At 60.6% G+C, this 12,791-nt stretch carries 13 protein-coding genes and 3 pseudogenes; 7 read left to right on the top strand and 9 right to left on the bottom strand.

From position 1 onward, the window contains the following. Nucleotides 1–339: 339 nt before the first annotated feature. Nucleotides 340–1,422 carry a sensor histidine kinase gene (locus NKH05_RS20115; RefSeq protein WP_352484681.1) on the top strand — a complete coding sequence of 361 codons (1,083 nt, stop codon included), beginning with the start codon at nt 340–342 and terminating at the stop codon, nt 1,420–1,422. A 189-nt stretch (nt 1,423–1,611) separates the two neighbouring features. Here the strand turns inward: NKH05_RS20115 and NKH05_RS20110 are convergent, their stop codons facing one another. Together NKH05_RS20110 and NKH05_RS33160 are read right to left on the bottom strand one after the other, a co-directional pair. Next, on the bottom strand, nt 1,612–1,962 hold the full coding sequence (locus tag NKH05_RS20110; RefSeq protein ID WP_023722557.1) for a hypothetical protein: 351 nt from the start codon (nt 1,960–1,962) through the stop codon (nt 1,612–1,614). Between the two features lie 245 nt (nt 1,963–2,207). Next, nucleotides 2,208–2,567 (bottom strand): PHB depolymerase family esterase, encoded by a 360-nt coding sequence (locus tag NKH05_RS33160; RefSeq protein ID WP_502896865.1) that lies wholly within the window; start codon nt 2,565–2,567, stop codon nt 2,208–2,210. A gap of 821 nt (nt 2,568–3,388) precedes the next feature. Here NKH05_RS33160 and NKH05_RS20100 point away from each other — a divergent pair. Further along, nucleotides 3,389–3,574, top strand: coding sequence for a hypothetical protein (locus tag NKH05_RS20100; RefSeq protein ID WP_352494310.1), 186 nt, complete (start codon nt 3,389–3,391; stop codon nt 3,572–3,574). A 187-nt stretch (nt 3,575–3,761) separates the two neighbouring features. On the opposite strand, the gene NKH05_RS20095 is transcribed toward NKH05_RS20100, so the two are convergent. Both NKH05_RS20095 and NKH05_RS20090 read right to left on the bottom strand, forming a co-directional pair. Continuing rightward, nucleotides 3,762–4,214, bottom strand: a complete 453-nt coding sequence (locus NKH05_RS20095; RefSeq protein WP_352494309.1) for a YidB family protein — start codon at nt 4,212–4,214, stop codon at nt 3,762–3,764. A 342-nt stretch (nt 4,215–4,556) separates the two neighbouring features. Then, nucleotides 4,557–5,426 (bottom strand): MBL fold metallo-hydrolase, encoded by an 870-nt coding sequence (locus tag NKH05_RS20090; protein ID WP_352589225.1) that lies wholly within the window; start codon nt 5,424–5,426, stop codon nt 4,557–4,559. An 859-nt stretch (nt 5,427–6,285) separates the two neighbouring features. Between NKH05_RS20090 and NKH05_RS20085 the strand changes: the two genes are divergently transcribed. The 3 genes and pseudogenes from NKH05_RS20085 to NKH05_RS33155 all read left to right on the top strand — a co-directional run. After that, the gene (locus NKH05_RS20085) at nt 6,286–6,540 is read left to right on the top strand and encodes a DUF982 domain-containing protein (protein WP_352958807.1); all 255 of its coding nucleotides are present in this window, start codon (nt 6,286–6,288) and stop codon (nt 6,538–6,540) included. 616 nt (nt 6,541–7,156) lie between these two features. Next, nucleotides 7,157–7,810, top strand: a pseudogene (locus tag NKH05_RS20080) (IS110 family transposase); the annotation flags it as partial. A 24-nt stretch (nt 7,811–7,834) separates the two neighbouring features. Next, nucleotides 7,835–8,039, top strand: a pseudogene (locus NKH05_RS33155) (spore coat protein U domain-containing protein); the annotation flags it as partial. Between the two features lie 95 nt (nt 8,040–8,134). On the opposite strand, the gene NKH05_RS20070 reads toward NKH05_RS33155, so the two are convergent. The 3 genes from NKH05_RS20070 to NKH05_RS20060 form a co-directional block, all read right to left on the bottom strand. Continuing rightward, on the bottom strand, nt 8,135–8,332 hold the full coding sequence (locus NKH05_RS20070) for an RNase H family protein (RefSeq protein ID WP_352589231.1): 198 nt from the start codon (nt 8,330–8,332) through the stop codon (nt 8,135–8,137). Nucleotides 8,333–8,431: 99 nt separating this feature from the next. Further along, complete coding sequence (locus NKH05_RS20065; RefSeq protein WP_023722565.1) at nt 8,432–8,944, bottom strand: DUF2231 domain-containing protein; 513 nt, start codon at nt 8,942–8,944, stop codon at nt 8,432–8,434. A 418-nt stretch (nt 8,945–9,362) separates the two neighbouring features. Then, nucleotides 9,363–9,572 (bottom strand): hypothetical protein, encoded by a 210-nt coding sequence (locus tag NKH05_RS20060; protein ID WP_023722566.1) that lies wholly within the window; start codon nt 9,570–9,572, stop codon nt 9,363–9,365. A gap of 313 nt (nt 9,573–9,885) precedes the next feature. Here NKH05_RS20060 and NKH05_RS20055 point away from each other — a divergent pair, with 313 nt between their 5' ends. Next, nucleotides 9,886–10,104 carry a KTSC domain-containing protein gene (locus NKH05_RS20055; protein WP_023722567.1) on the top strand — a complete coding sequence of 73 codons (219 nt, stop codon included), beginning with the start codon at nt 9,886–9,888 and terminating at the stop codon, nt 10,102–10,104. Between the two features lie 313 nt (nt 10,105–10,417). Here NKH05_RS20055 and NKH05_RS20050 read toward each other — a convergent pair whose 3' ends face one another. Then, nucleotides 10,418–10,606 (bottom strand): hypothetical protein, encoded by a 189-nt coding sequence (locus tag NKH05_RS20050; protein ID WP_352958805.1) that lies wholly within the window; start codon nt 10,604–10,606, stop codon nt 10,418–10,420. 342 nt (nt 10,607–10,948) lie between these two features. On the opposite strand from NKH05_RS20050, the pseudogene NKH05_RS20045 reads away from it, so the two are divergent. Further along, nucleotides 10,949–11,831: pseudogene (locus NKH05_RS20045) on the top strand (IS110 family transposase). Nucleotides 11,832–12,175: 344 nt separating this feature from the next. Here NKH05_RS20045 and NKH05_RS20040 read toward each other — a convergent pair. Further along, nucleotides 12,176–12,778 (bottom strand): DUF4142 domain-containing protein, encoded by a 603-nt coding sequence (locus tag NKH05_RS20040; RefSeq protein ID WP_353025939.1) that lies wholly within the window; start codon nt 12,776–12,778, stop codon nt 12,176–12,178. Nucleotides 12,779–12,791 lie beyond the last annotated feature (13 nt).

Here is a 12,791-nt window from a genome sequence, read left to right as displayed (position 1 = left end):
TGCCTGGTTGCATTGCCCACAGGCGATTTCCGCTGTCGTGAACATACGATGTAGGCGAGTCGATATGGCTCGACCATCGCGTCAGCGCACGTCTGTAAAGGCCGGGCAGGGCCGGGCCAAGATAGATAAGCTATCGTGATGCTCAGGTAGCTGGTTCAGTTGGCCGGTGGTCATCTGCGTGATCGCATTCACGCTATCGTTCTCGGCCCGCATGAAGTCCAGCTGACTGGCGACTTGTTCCTCGAGGCCTATACGCGGCGCATGAAAATGCAGTGTCCAGCTTTGGCGATGGCGGGGGCGCTGGATTGTTGATATTGTACGCACGGAACAGGCGCGCAAATGACATCTGATTCAGAGAAGCCCGCGGCGGTCGAGCAGTTGCTGGATACACCTGAGCTTGCAACCGCACTGGAAAGCGAACAGTTCAAAAAATTCCTTGACCAGGTGCCGATCGCCATAGCCGTTTCCGACCTTGCCGCTGAGGAGCGTGTGGTCTACGCCAATCCCGAATTCGAGAAGCTCTCAGGCCTGATGGCCGCCAGGCTCACCCGGGAAAACTGGGCAGCCCTTTTGGGCAAAGGCCTCCACGAGCAGAAGGACCGGCCGCTTGCCGAGGCCGTGGTCGAGGGAACCGATTTAGTCGGCACCTACAGGCTGGAGCGCAACGAGGACAAGCCGGCGATCGTCGACGTTTATTCCAACGTGATCGAGGACGACAACGGCAAGATGTGCTTCCGGCTGGTGGCGCTGGTCGACGTATCGGCCCATGGCGAGGCGGGAGATGAGCGCTCGGTGGAGGAGCGTGTCAGCGAGAAAGACACGCTGCTACGCGAACTGCAGCACCGGGTAAAGAACAACCTGCAGATGATCACTGCACTGATCCGGCTGGAAAGCCGCAACGCAACCGAGGCCGACCGGAGACGGTTTGAGCGGCTCGCCGGTCGCGTCGACGCTCTGGCGATCCTCTACCAGACGCTAACGGCCGACGAGCCGAAGGAGGAGGTCGATCTTGGCGTCTATCTCAGCCAGATCGCGTCCGCGGTGATGAGTTCGCATGCAGTCGAGGGGATCCGCCTGGATATGAAGGTCGATACATATCCCGTGTCAATAAACGTCGCCATGCCGGCGGGACTGGTCGTGAACGAATTGCTGACCAATTCACTAAAGCATGCGTTCCGGGGACGCGACGGCGGCACGATAACGCTGCACAGCATCGTCAATGGCGACGGCTGCCGGGTTATAGTGGCGGACGACGGAATCGGCCTGCCGGAAGGCGAGACGTGGCCCAAGCCAGGCAAGCTCGGAGCGCTGATCGCGCGCTCGCTGACCGAGAACGCCAAGGCGCAGTTCGCAGTCGACTCTAGCGCTAGCAAAGGGACGAAGGTGACCATCATCTTCAAACGATCGGCGGCAGCAAGCTGAAAAATTGCCGTCGAACATACTGCACTGGCAGTTGCGTTCATATCGCGGCCTTGAACAGTGTGCTTGCAAATAGGCCCGGAGGTCTTCGAGACGGCTTCCATCACGCGGTCCAAATTTCCCGGTCGAAGGGCCGCATTATTATTGGCGGGGAAGCAGGGACGACGTGTGGGGGCGGTGCGCTCGCTTGGGTTAGCGCATAAGGCCCGCTGTCCGAAGGGCGTGCTCGATGAGGTTCTTCACGCCCGGCTGGCCCGATGCGTTAGTACGCGGGGACTGGAGGGTGGCGGTTGACTCCGAGGACGCCGTCTTCGCCTTTTCCATAGCTGGTATCTCCAAACGGGATGGCACGTGCTGGCGAGCAGGCAACTCTGGCCTCGATGTCGTGGAGACACCCTTCTCCGTTACCAAGATGCCCCAGAACCGCGCGATCTCCTGAGTGGAAGAGATGCCGACATCAAGCATAAAGGGTCCCGGAGCGCCGAGGCCGTTGCCGAGCGGTGTACCGTGGCCCATCCCAGCGATCATGTTGACCTCGATCAAGACTTCTCCCGCGCCATCACGCCAAACTTGCTTTGCGTGCTGGCCGGCAGCCTAAAGATGCGTTAGCGCTTTTGCCCGATGGACCTCCCGCCAGTGGCTCGCGAGCGCTTCGGCGTTGGAAGGCGAAACCGTCTGGTCGGCGGTGCCGTGGCAAATTGAGATCTTCGGCCACGGTCCTCGATGATGCGACGCGCCGCGGAGTTCGTTGCAGATCCTGTTCCGACGGGCCGCCATGTCCACGCATTCTATCGAACGCGTCCGGGATTGTCGTTGCGCTGCCGTAGGGCAGGCCGGCAATATCGCACAGCCTTCCAAATACTTCCGGATATGTCGCCAGCATGGCCGCTGCCATTGCGCCTCCAGCCGAAAAGCCCGTGGTCGAGACCGTGGGTGACGACCATCGTCTTGATCATCTGGCGGATCGAAAGCGCCTCGCCCGAACCGCGCTTGGCGTCGTCAGGCTGGAACCATTTGAAACAGAGGTTTGGATTGTTGCCGCGTTGCTGCTCGTGAAAGAGCAGGGCGAACCCGGTTTCGTCCGAAAGTCGCGACCATCCGGAGTGACGGTTGTACGCTGCCGCAGTCTGGGTGCAGCCATGCAGCATGACGACGAGCGGAGCGCCTTTGGGCAGTTCATCGGGAAGATAAAACGTGGCCCCCAACGCGCCGGGTTTGGTACCGAACTCGGCCAGCGTCTGCAGATGGTTCGACCCGCTACGTTTGGGAGTATGTGACGCATATCGCGCTTACAACGCGGCGATACTTGCGACGTATCGGATTTTTTTCGCAATCGAGCCGCCTCCGGTTGTGATGCCCGAATGGACCTCGATCCGCGCAACGCATACGCAGCAATATCGCTGCCGCATTGCACAATAGCAAGGTAGGTGGGGAGACAAAGTCCGGCCGAGCCCTGGAGCTGGGCTTGGAGGAAACCTGATGGTGGGCAGACCGCTTCCTTGTCGCGGTGCCGCTTGCCGCCCTGCGCTGCCGCTGCGATGGCGATGTATTCTGGGCGTAGCAGTTCAACAGACGCTTTGTCGGCCGACGCGCTTGCCGCAACCGCCCCGCCAAGACAAACCAAGTGATGGGCGGACGGTGGCGCACTCCGGAGGTCTACGGGAACATGACACGACAGTGACCGGCGAGCTTCGCAAGGCGTGCCTCCGTTGCCGCATGCTTCACTTAACGCGGAGCACCCGACTTCTGCCCCATCTCCCGGCCGCCTTCTCAGATCGTGTGGGGCTGGAGATCTCGATGAACGGGATGCGGTCCATGACGGATACTCCCCGCTCCGATGCTACACCGAAACTCGATCCAGAACAGCTGCAGCTGCGGGCCTCGCCTCGCCGCGCTGTGCGCTTCAAGCGCAGCATTATTGTCGCCATTGCAGCTGTTGCTTCCGGCACCGTTCTAGCTAGGCGTCACCATGATGGCGCTGCAGGGACCGGCGCTGCGCATCAAAGAGCAGGCTGACGAGCTTTACAACACTGAGCGGAAGCCAACCACGGAGGCAATTGAAAGGCTGTCTAAGGACTATTCGGGGATCAAGCCCAAGCCCCCGATGCTTGGACCACCGCTGCCCCGCGACCTCGGCCGCCCCACTCGCTACTGACGGCGCGCTCGCGAGCGGCTTCGTAACCGCCGAGCTACACCACCTGATGGGACACGACCGACGAGCCTTCCCAAGGCCGGTAACTTGCGGCTGGCGGGCTGTCCAACTGGGTGCGTCCGAGCAATTGGATTCCCCGGTGTAGAGTACTGGATCTCGCCTTGGCCGGCTGCATTCCTGGCTGCGTCCCCTACGATACATTGTCGAGCAGCGTCGACTTATCCAAGCCTTGTGTCGGCTCAGGCGGCCATTCACCATTCGGCGTGATCTCGTTGACTGTCTCGGGTAGATCCCGCGCAATCCTTCTGATTAGCTCGTCGCGCGAAAGACCCGTGTGCATCAAAATGGACGTGAGTGTACCTTCGTCCATTGCCGCTTCGACGTCCCTTGGCTCGATCGGTTGGTTTGGCCCGCTGCCAACCCACGAGTCGACCTTCGATCCTGCCCCCACCTCCCTGAACCGGTCGAGGATCTCACCAAGGTCAGCCCTCGACACGCCATTCGTTATCTGAGCCAGAATTCTGCGTTGCGGGTCGTTTGGGTTAAGATACCCCGCTCCCGGAATCAATTCACAGAGCTTGTCGCGATTTTGGTATGCCAGAACGCCAAGCATGGCGATCGCCAATCTTCCCAGATTTGCCATTTGGTCTCCTCCACGGTTGAGCGAATCGAAGCCAAGTCTCGGCGGATGCCGACGCGTGTGGGCTCGAACAACTTCTTGCCGGTCGGCTCGCCGGCGGAGAGGGCGCGTCCTCGGGTACTCTTTTCCATCTGACGTCTTCTCCTGACGCAGAACTTCGGGGCGCTTGGCCGCTGTCGCCTGCGCCGATCGAACGCCCTAACCCGGCGCCTTCCGGGTTTGTTCCGCTTGTCAGAGTTTGTCGGCGACGGTAGGGGGCACGACCCGACGGGTAACTCTACCGGCTCGAGAAATAGAGTCTGCCCAACTTGACCATACTTCAGAACGGCGGCGGCTCGGTTAGCCTCAGCTACCTTGGACTGCCGCCGGCTCGCGCACAAATTTCAATTTCGGCGGGACGGCGAACACCCTGAACCGCTCAGCCAGGCTGTCAAGAGCGTGACGCATGCCCACTCCCGCAGCAGCCGCACCGTGTCCACTGATGACCATCTGCGGGTTCAGGGCAGCCAGGTGCTTCACGGATCTTTCCGCCGCATCCCAGTCCGGCGTGAAGTAGCGCGGCGGACCGTGCATCTCAAGATCCTGAACGGCGACCTCATAGACTGACTCCTGACCGGTGGTGATGAAAGCGTCCCCTACGATCAGCGAACGGTCCTTCTCGCGCCAGAGCGAGATATGCCCAGGCGCGTGCCCGGGTGTGTGTAACCATCGCCATCCGGGCATTCCGGGGATCGATCCGTCGGCAGGTAAGAGTTCCAAACGGTTGCCAAGATCAATTGGCCCGCGTGGAAAAAGCGGCGACAGCAGCGCCATCAGTCCACCCCCGACCCAGGGATCGGGTGGCGGATAGGATGCGGTTCCGTCCAAATAGGGGTGCTCGAGTGGATGCGCGAAGACAGGCACGTCCCATTTATTTGCGAGGTCTAGAACCGTTCCCACATGGTCGAAATGGCCGTGGGTCAGGATGATCGCGGCCGGCCGTGCGTTCGTGCCAAACCGCCTTTCCGCGACCGCAAGAATGCTGCTGCGGGACGTCGGCAACCCGGTATCGATCAGCACCCAGTTCCGATCTCCGCTGCCCGGTGCGCCGAAGAACACGACATTGACGATTGCTAGCCGCAAATAGCCCAAGTCCGGTGCGATGCTCCAAGCGCCGTCGCCACGATCCTCGCGCCTGGCGTGGTCGATCTCGGAAAGTCGAATCTGAACGGTCATGTGATCCCGTGCCTCTCTTGTTGCTGAGCAGCCGCTCGAGTCGATCGGCGGTGGTACATCGCCCCGAACTTGGCACGGCCCCCCTTGTTCCTCATTCGCCCCCAGCTCCGGACAGTCCACCACAGGAACAAGGCTCGACCAATCGGTTCGGCATTACCCGGCCACGCAAGGACGAGCTGGACTGAGCAACGAAGATGGCGCGCGCCCGATTGGATGCGGTATTTCGCCAACGCGGTTCCCGGTCCTAACAAGGCGGCCGAGTTCGAAGCCGACTGCTGAAAGGAGACTTCGAATGAGCGAAGTGGGGCGCAGGGACGAGCACCAGGTGGAGGCTCCGGTTCTGGAGGCTCCGGTTCCGCAAGCTTCGCGCTTCGCCAGTTTTTCATGGCAGGCTTTGAGTGCTCCTCGCACCGGCGCAAGGACGGGGTTCGCCTCCATCTTATTCGTGCGACCTCGCATAATTTGCATGCCCTGGGCGCCTACCGCGGCTGCGCCGAACTCGGCCTTCGCACCATCCGCGACGGACCGTGGCGACACCGTCTCGATCAAAGCGGCACTACGCGAAGCTCGGGAGACTGCGCCTTATTTGGTGGCCTCCGACGAAGAACTAACCGAGGCAATCGTCGAGGCAGCAACTGCCTTGGGCCTCTGCGTGGCTTTTGACGGTCGCGAGTAGCTGTCAGCCAACTTCAGCCGCTGTGGCATCGCAACGGAAGCGCGCCGTCCTGCGCATTTCAATAGTCAGAGGTAATCCGTAATTACCTTCGCAACCTGCTATATCTGCCTGTAGAACGGGAACTGCGGGCTGAGCAAAGGTATTTGCTGGAGGAACTTGATAAGGTCGACAAAGAGTGACCGCATGGCTCTCCACTGGTTCAACCCTCCGGTCCCCGTCAAGACCGAGCGTCCCGGGATCATCCGCAATGTTAACAACGCCGAGGCAGCCGGCGAGGAGCTGATGAAGTGGACCAAGCGTGGTCCTTGGTGGGACCTCGCGGTGCGCGTTTGCATGGCCGTAATTTTTCGACGAGATGGACCTGAGGAGGCCCGCAAGGCATTCCTAGCTGCTGCAAAAGAGGAGGGGACATTGCTCCCCCCAATGACAACTAGCTAAATTGGATGCGGTATAAGGTTCTAGATGTCTCTGACCAACACCGCCTTCGCGAAAGGAGCCCGCCGCCAGCAAGGGGAGGCGACGGACCCCGCCACAGCGGCTGCACATCCGAGAAGGACCACTGCAACCTCTAAACCCGCGAGGGCCTACATCGTTCCCTTGGCTGCGGCTACAACTGGGTTGGTCAGCGGGCTCTTGTCGCTCTAAGTTCCCCCTCATGGCTCCCCTCTCGTTCAACCCTCCGGTCTACGTGAAAACGAAACGTCCGGGCATTCGCAATGGGGTCAGCCACGTCGAGGGAGCCGCCGAGGAACTCATGGCGTGGGACACAAAGGGTCCGAAGTGGACCAAGGCGGTCCAATCCTGCGTGGACGCGTTCGAGGACAGAGTCTTCCCCCAAGAGGTCGTCAGCCTTTGAGGCGGCTGCCAAGGAGGCCAACGTGTATCGTTTTTTGCCGACTGTGCTATGAAGGCAGGTGCGGTGGCGGACCGGAGACCGGAGCATCTTTGGGTGATCGAGGCCGTGGGAGAGCAAGGGTCTTCGTCCGCCGTTCCATCGAACCCGAACAGTCGCCTGGGCCGCAAGCGAAGCCCGATTAGGCAAGGATGGGACAGGATGGAAATCATTGTTGGCATCGACGTTTCCAAGGATCGGCTCGACGTGCATGTTTTGCCGTCCGGCGAGGCGTTCTCGGTGGAGAATGACCACGCCGGGGTGGAGGATCTGGTTCGGCGGCTGGCAGCCCTTTCGCCGGCCGTTGTCGGATTGGAGCCGACAGGCAGCTTCGAGAGACGGGCGGTCGCCGCCTTGGCAGGCGCCGGCCTGGCGATTGTTGTGGTCAATCCGGCGCAGGTGCGCGCCTATGCCAATGCACTCGGCAAGCGGGCCAAGACCGACCCGATCGATGCTGCCGTCATTGCCGCTTTCATCGCTGCGACCAGGCCGCAATTGCGGCCATTGCGCGACGCCGAAACCGAGGCCCTGGCCGAGCTCGTCGCCCGCCGGCGTCAGATCGTGCAGATGATTGTGGCGGAGGACAACCGTGCTCGCACGGTCATCGCGAAACAGGCGCAAAAGAGCATCCACCGGCTGCTCGTCGCGCTTCGGCCTGAGCTGGCAAGCCTCGATGCGGGCATGGACGATCATATCCGCAAGTCCCCAGTCTGGCGGGTCAACGAAAAGCTGCTTTCCTCCGTGCCGGGTGTCGGTCCTGTCGTTGCCCGCAGCCTGATCGCCGAAATGCCGGAACTGGGCAGCCTCGACCGCCGGTTCACCCCCGCAGCCGCAAATGTCAAAGGGGGCGGAACCGTGACTTACGGGCTCTACAAGGACATTGCCCGAACTCAGCCTTGGGGTGATGCGTCGATGGCTGGCAGCATGGTGACGGCAACTGGCACCGGACACCCCAGCCTTGACCGTTTATGGCCGGGTGCCTCCGCAGGCCATGCCGTCGGCCGGTGTTTACACCGACACTGTCGTCGTCACAGTCACTTACTGAGTGGGACACGATGCGGCCCGGGGAGCGATGTTTACTTGGGCAGCCTGGCTAAAGCAACAATGGACGCGAACGCCAATCCGACAGCAATGAGCATTTTATGAGAACCTAGCCGACCGAGCAGCTTCATTGGCTAACCGGTCGACCTCCTCGTTCAATGGATCGCCATTGTGGCCACGCACCCGTTCCCAGGTGATATCGCGGCCGGCAACGAGGACTTCTAGTTCCTCCCACAGGCTACGGTTTAGAACTGGCTTGCGTTGAGCCTTGCGCCAGCCCTTGGCTCTGCAACTCAAAACTCATGGTGTCTCCCTGGTATTTGACGAATCCCAGAGACACGAAACAACGCCGGTGACCACGACGACGGCTCCCGGCAGGTCGGCCATTCGTCAACCCTATCGGGATAGTTCCGGGCGGGAGTTGACGTCCTCACCCTCTTCGGGATGGACGCCTACCCTGTGTTCGTAGACAAGCGTCCCGCCTTTCCAGCCGGTATAAAGGAGCAGCAGAACGACAATCGTCGACAGCGCCAGGCCCCAGGGCAAGGCGCCCTCGGCGGCACCGGCGCTTAGGCGCAGGATGAAGCTGGCCAGCGCCAGCACCACGGCCACGACGTTGCCGACCATATGGTGCCACGCGGCATTGATGGACCGCACCCTTGAATTTCCAAGAAAATCGGCAAAGCCGGCCAGCGCCGCGGCAGCGCTCATCAACAGGGCAAAGCCGAGCAGCCAGAAGGATGCTTCGGCCCAGAATGCATTGCCGGTCGACCAGAACACTAAATCCGACAGGAATACCGACACGAGCAATGCGATCGGGAAAGGGATCAGCATGGGGTGAATCGGATGGCTGCCGATCTTTGCGGTGGTTGCAACGCCCAGCAGATGATTTGCGCGATCGTCAGCCATGCCCAACAACGTTGAAGGCGGCCCGGGGGTTCCAGGCGAACAGCAGCAATCAGTCGCTATCGAAAGTTGTTCTCAGCGGCGCGATGCGCAGGATGAAAACCTTCGACTTAAATATTCCGAGCCGCGCAGCCGAACCGCCATTCGGCCTCGGCGGCCTTGGAAATGCCGATCCTGCGGCCTGTCAGAACTTGCTGCGTTCGCGCGGTGGGTCTCGACGATGACGCCGCCGACGCCGTGGAAAAGGGCGGGCCGCTGGGCTTACAAGCCGATACGTCTTCCCGTCGGTCTGTCCTGGTGCGGGCAAAGGCCCGACGGCGGTACATTCAACGTTTCTAGATTGACGAGCGCACGCCCGCAAACGCCAAAAAGCCAGGCGCACCTTCGCGGCGGGATCTGGCCCGCCACACAAGCCAACTCCCTAGCGCGCCAACGGTAGTTTCGACGTTGAAACAAGTTCTTCCTCGTGTGTAATTCCAGCGGTGTAGTTTGCAAGGATACGAGACGCCAGCGCTTCGCGCCGCTGTTCAGATTGACCTTCGAACTTGAGCCGATCGAACACGCGGCCCAGCAACGCGAGTTCGGATGGATTGAAGACGCCTGCCTCTTCAGCTTTTCGGTGGATCGGCATGTGTCCCTCCCACGCCGGATGAGTATGCTGCGCAACTAATCCCATTTGGCTGACGCCCGAGCGGCAATGTCATGGGCGGCTTCTTCGAGACCAGCCGCATTGTTAGTATTGACGCTCGCGCTTTCTCAGAAATCCAACGTGCGCGTGATGCCGAAAGGTGCAGCTACCTTTTTGTGTATCTCGATTGGGAACACGGGACCGCCGCGAAAGTTCGGTGCACGCAGCGAACCCTCCCCTCCAGGTATTGCTGCAGATCGGTATCCCGATCGGCCCGCGCTCCCCGCAAGGGCGCGGGCCTCGGCCTGTGGTGCTCATGCCATCTACTTCGATCCGCAAGATGGAATATGATCTGGATAGAAGGACCCTCTCGGTGTGGTTCGTCGCCAGCGGTAAACGGTACGAGTTTGAGGGGGTACCGCCGGAAACCTTTGCCGCGTTCCGGGCCGCGTTCGCCAAGGGCCGCTATTTCAACGACCACATCCGCAACAATTTCCGCTACCGTCTGGTTGCGAGCGATAGCGACCCGGGATGACCTGACCTGCCGGCGGCTCAATCGTCCTGTCGCTCCCAACCGGCGGTTGGTGGACGCGTTGCCGCTGTTGCGCTTAGGGTTGGTTACGGTCCGCGCTCACTTGGCAAGCCCAACCCCCCGCATCCCCCCGCCTGGTGCAAAGCGTTTGATCGGTCCCGCCGTTCCGGCAGTGCGGCGGGACTTTTTGCGGTCCAGGTGGAACATCGGCGCGCGGGGAAGGCGCGGTGCACGCAGCACCCTTTTCTCATCCAACGTACGTCGCTGGCGCTGAAGGGTCTCAACGTCGGTTTGCCGCCGGAGCTCAACTAGTGGACTATTGCTCGACCGGAAGCGGCTCGTGCTGCGGCTCAGCGTGGTGGAACACCTGTCCAAGATCGCGCGCGTCGAACGTTTGGTCGCAGACTGGGCAGTAGATAAAGTGCTTCGATTCGTCCTCTACCGGCCCGTCATGCGGCCTGCCCTTATAGCCTGTGGCGATGTTGTCGGTTCTAATCCGGGGCATCGACAAGTGCCTTTGGTCGTTTTGGCGGCCGATATTTCTCGCTTGTCACGGTCGACCGTGACTAGTGGCCCGAGGTCCGTCACGGTGTCCTCGTCGATGCGCGTGACCTCGCCTTTCAGGTCAATTTGCTGGCCTCGGTTCACCTTGGTGTGGTCGATGATGGAATGTGGGAACTCGTAACCTGGGATAGAGACGCTTACGCGGTCCTCTGTTATCCGCCTTCGAACCGTGGCAGTAATCGCCACTTGGTCACCAATGCCTATTCCCCGAGCCATGCCATGGATTCTGGTGCGGGCAGTGTCTTCTTCAAGAGGCTTCTAATATACGCCAGCCATCCTAAGGCTGAAGCAATATGTCGGATTGGATGTGTCGCAGCGAGAGACCAGCGTTTGCGTCGACGATGATGCTGGAAGGCCTATCTTCCAAGGGAAGGTGAAGTCCGATCCGGGAGCACTGACCGAGTTGCTCCGCAAACGGGCACCTCACGCCGAGCGCATCCGATTCGAGACGGGCCATGTCCAGCTGGCTCTGGCATGAGCTCAAGCGGGTCGGATTGCCGGTCGTCTGCATTGATGCTCGGCATGCGAAGGCGGCACTTTCAGTTCGAATGAACAAAAGTGATGAGAACGATGCCCGCGGCCTGGCCGAGCTGGTTCACGTCGGTTGGTATCGGGAAGTGAAGGTCAAAAGCGCGGAGAGTCAGGCCACCAGATCCATGCTCGTCGCACGGTCAAGACTTGTTGAGATCCGGCGCGATCTCGAAAACCAGACACGGTCCATGCTGAAGGAATACGGGCTGCAGTTCAGTCGATCGATTGGGTCACAGTTCCGGCGAAAGGTTTGGGAGCTGGTTGCTGACGGGCATCCGCTTCGGTCGTTGGTTCAGGCCCTTCTATCTGTCCACGAGCAGGTCTGCTGTGAACAGGAGAAGCTCGATCGGCAAGTCCGGCATCTCGCTCGTGAAGACGACGGCGAAACGGATATCAATGGCCGCGTCTCACGCTGGGGCGATCGACTGTTGCGAACCTATCTCTACGAAGCAGCCAGTGTCCTCCTGCACCGGACGAAGAAATGGTCCACGCTGAAAGCCTGGGGGATGCGTCTGTCGAGGCGGATCGGCTTGAAGAAGGCAAAGGTGGCGGTCGCACGGAAGATCGCGGTTCTGCTTCATTGCATTTGGGTCGACTTCACCAGCTTCGAGTGGGGCAGCGAAAAGATGGCGTAACAGATCCGCACTCGATCCCAATCGCGGGCCCTTTGCGGAACTCGTGATGTCCCCCGCCGGGACGGTGGTTGCGGCGACCTCGGTCAAACGGCTGACAGCAGTTCATCTGCATCTCGTTGGAAACGTTGAGGCCCCCGACCCGAACATCATCATGAGGCACTCGACCTCGGAAAGGACCATGACCCCGGCGATGGCAGTGCGAGATCCGGATTGACAACCACCCGCAATTAAAGGGCCGTTTGACAGGCGGAGCTCGCCGAATGGCCACAACAGCTAAGATTGACGCGTTTGGCGGCTCGCGTGCAATCGTAAGCACTGTTCACGTTGCAGATGTGGCCGGCAGTTTATTTGCTCTTTTGCGCTTCCGCTGTGAGCAAGGCTTGTCCCGCCAGTTCCGCGTGCAGCGTGCGCGCCATATCGAGGTGCTCGAGCACCTTTGGTAGGTTGTCTGAGGCGAAGTGCTGGAGCTCTGGATCTTCGCCCGAGCCAATCTCCCAAGCCAGAAGCTGCGCTGTTTTCTGGTGGTCGAGGATCTGCGCAGCCAGATAAGCAAGATCGAACGCGACGCCGTCCTGCTTTTCGAGATCAGCGCGGATTTTCTTATGATCAGGGTCGAGCTCTTCGGGAAGCGGAATCTCGCTCTTGTCCGCGACGGATTTCAGCTGTTTATTTGCCTCGTCGTGATCTTCGACCATTCGATTTGCAAATGCGCTCACCCCATCATGGCTTGTCTTTTCGGCCGCGAGCCGACCCAGTTCCACCTCGGCCCTGCCGCCAGCCGTGACCAGCTGGGCGAAAAGCCGATCCTGATAATTCGTCTGGTTCGGCGCTGGAACTCCGGGCTTCTCCATCCTCGTGTCGGGAGCAAGGCCGGCCGGATTGCCGATCTGCGCCAACGCACAACAAGGCGACAGCCCCACGGCGAAGGTGATTGCGGCAGCACGCATGAGTGTCCTCCAT

Source organism: Mesorhizobium sp. M1399, from assembly GCF_040317735.1.
Taxonomy (GTDB): Bacteria; Pseudomonadota; Alphaproteobacteria; order Rhizobiales; family Rhizobiaceae; genus Mesorhizobium.
This window is presented reverse-complemented; position numbering and strand designations above follow the sequence as displayed.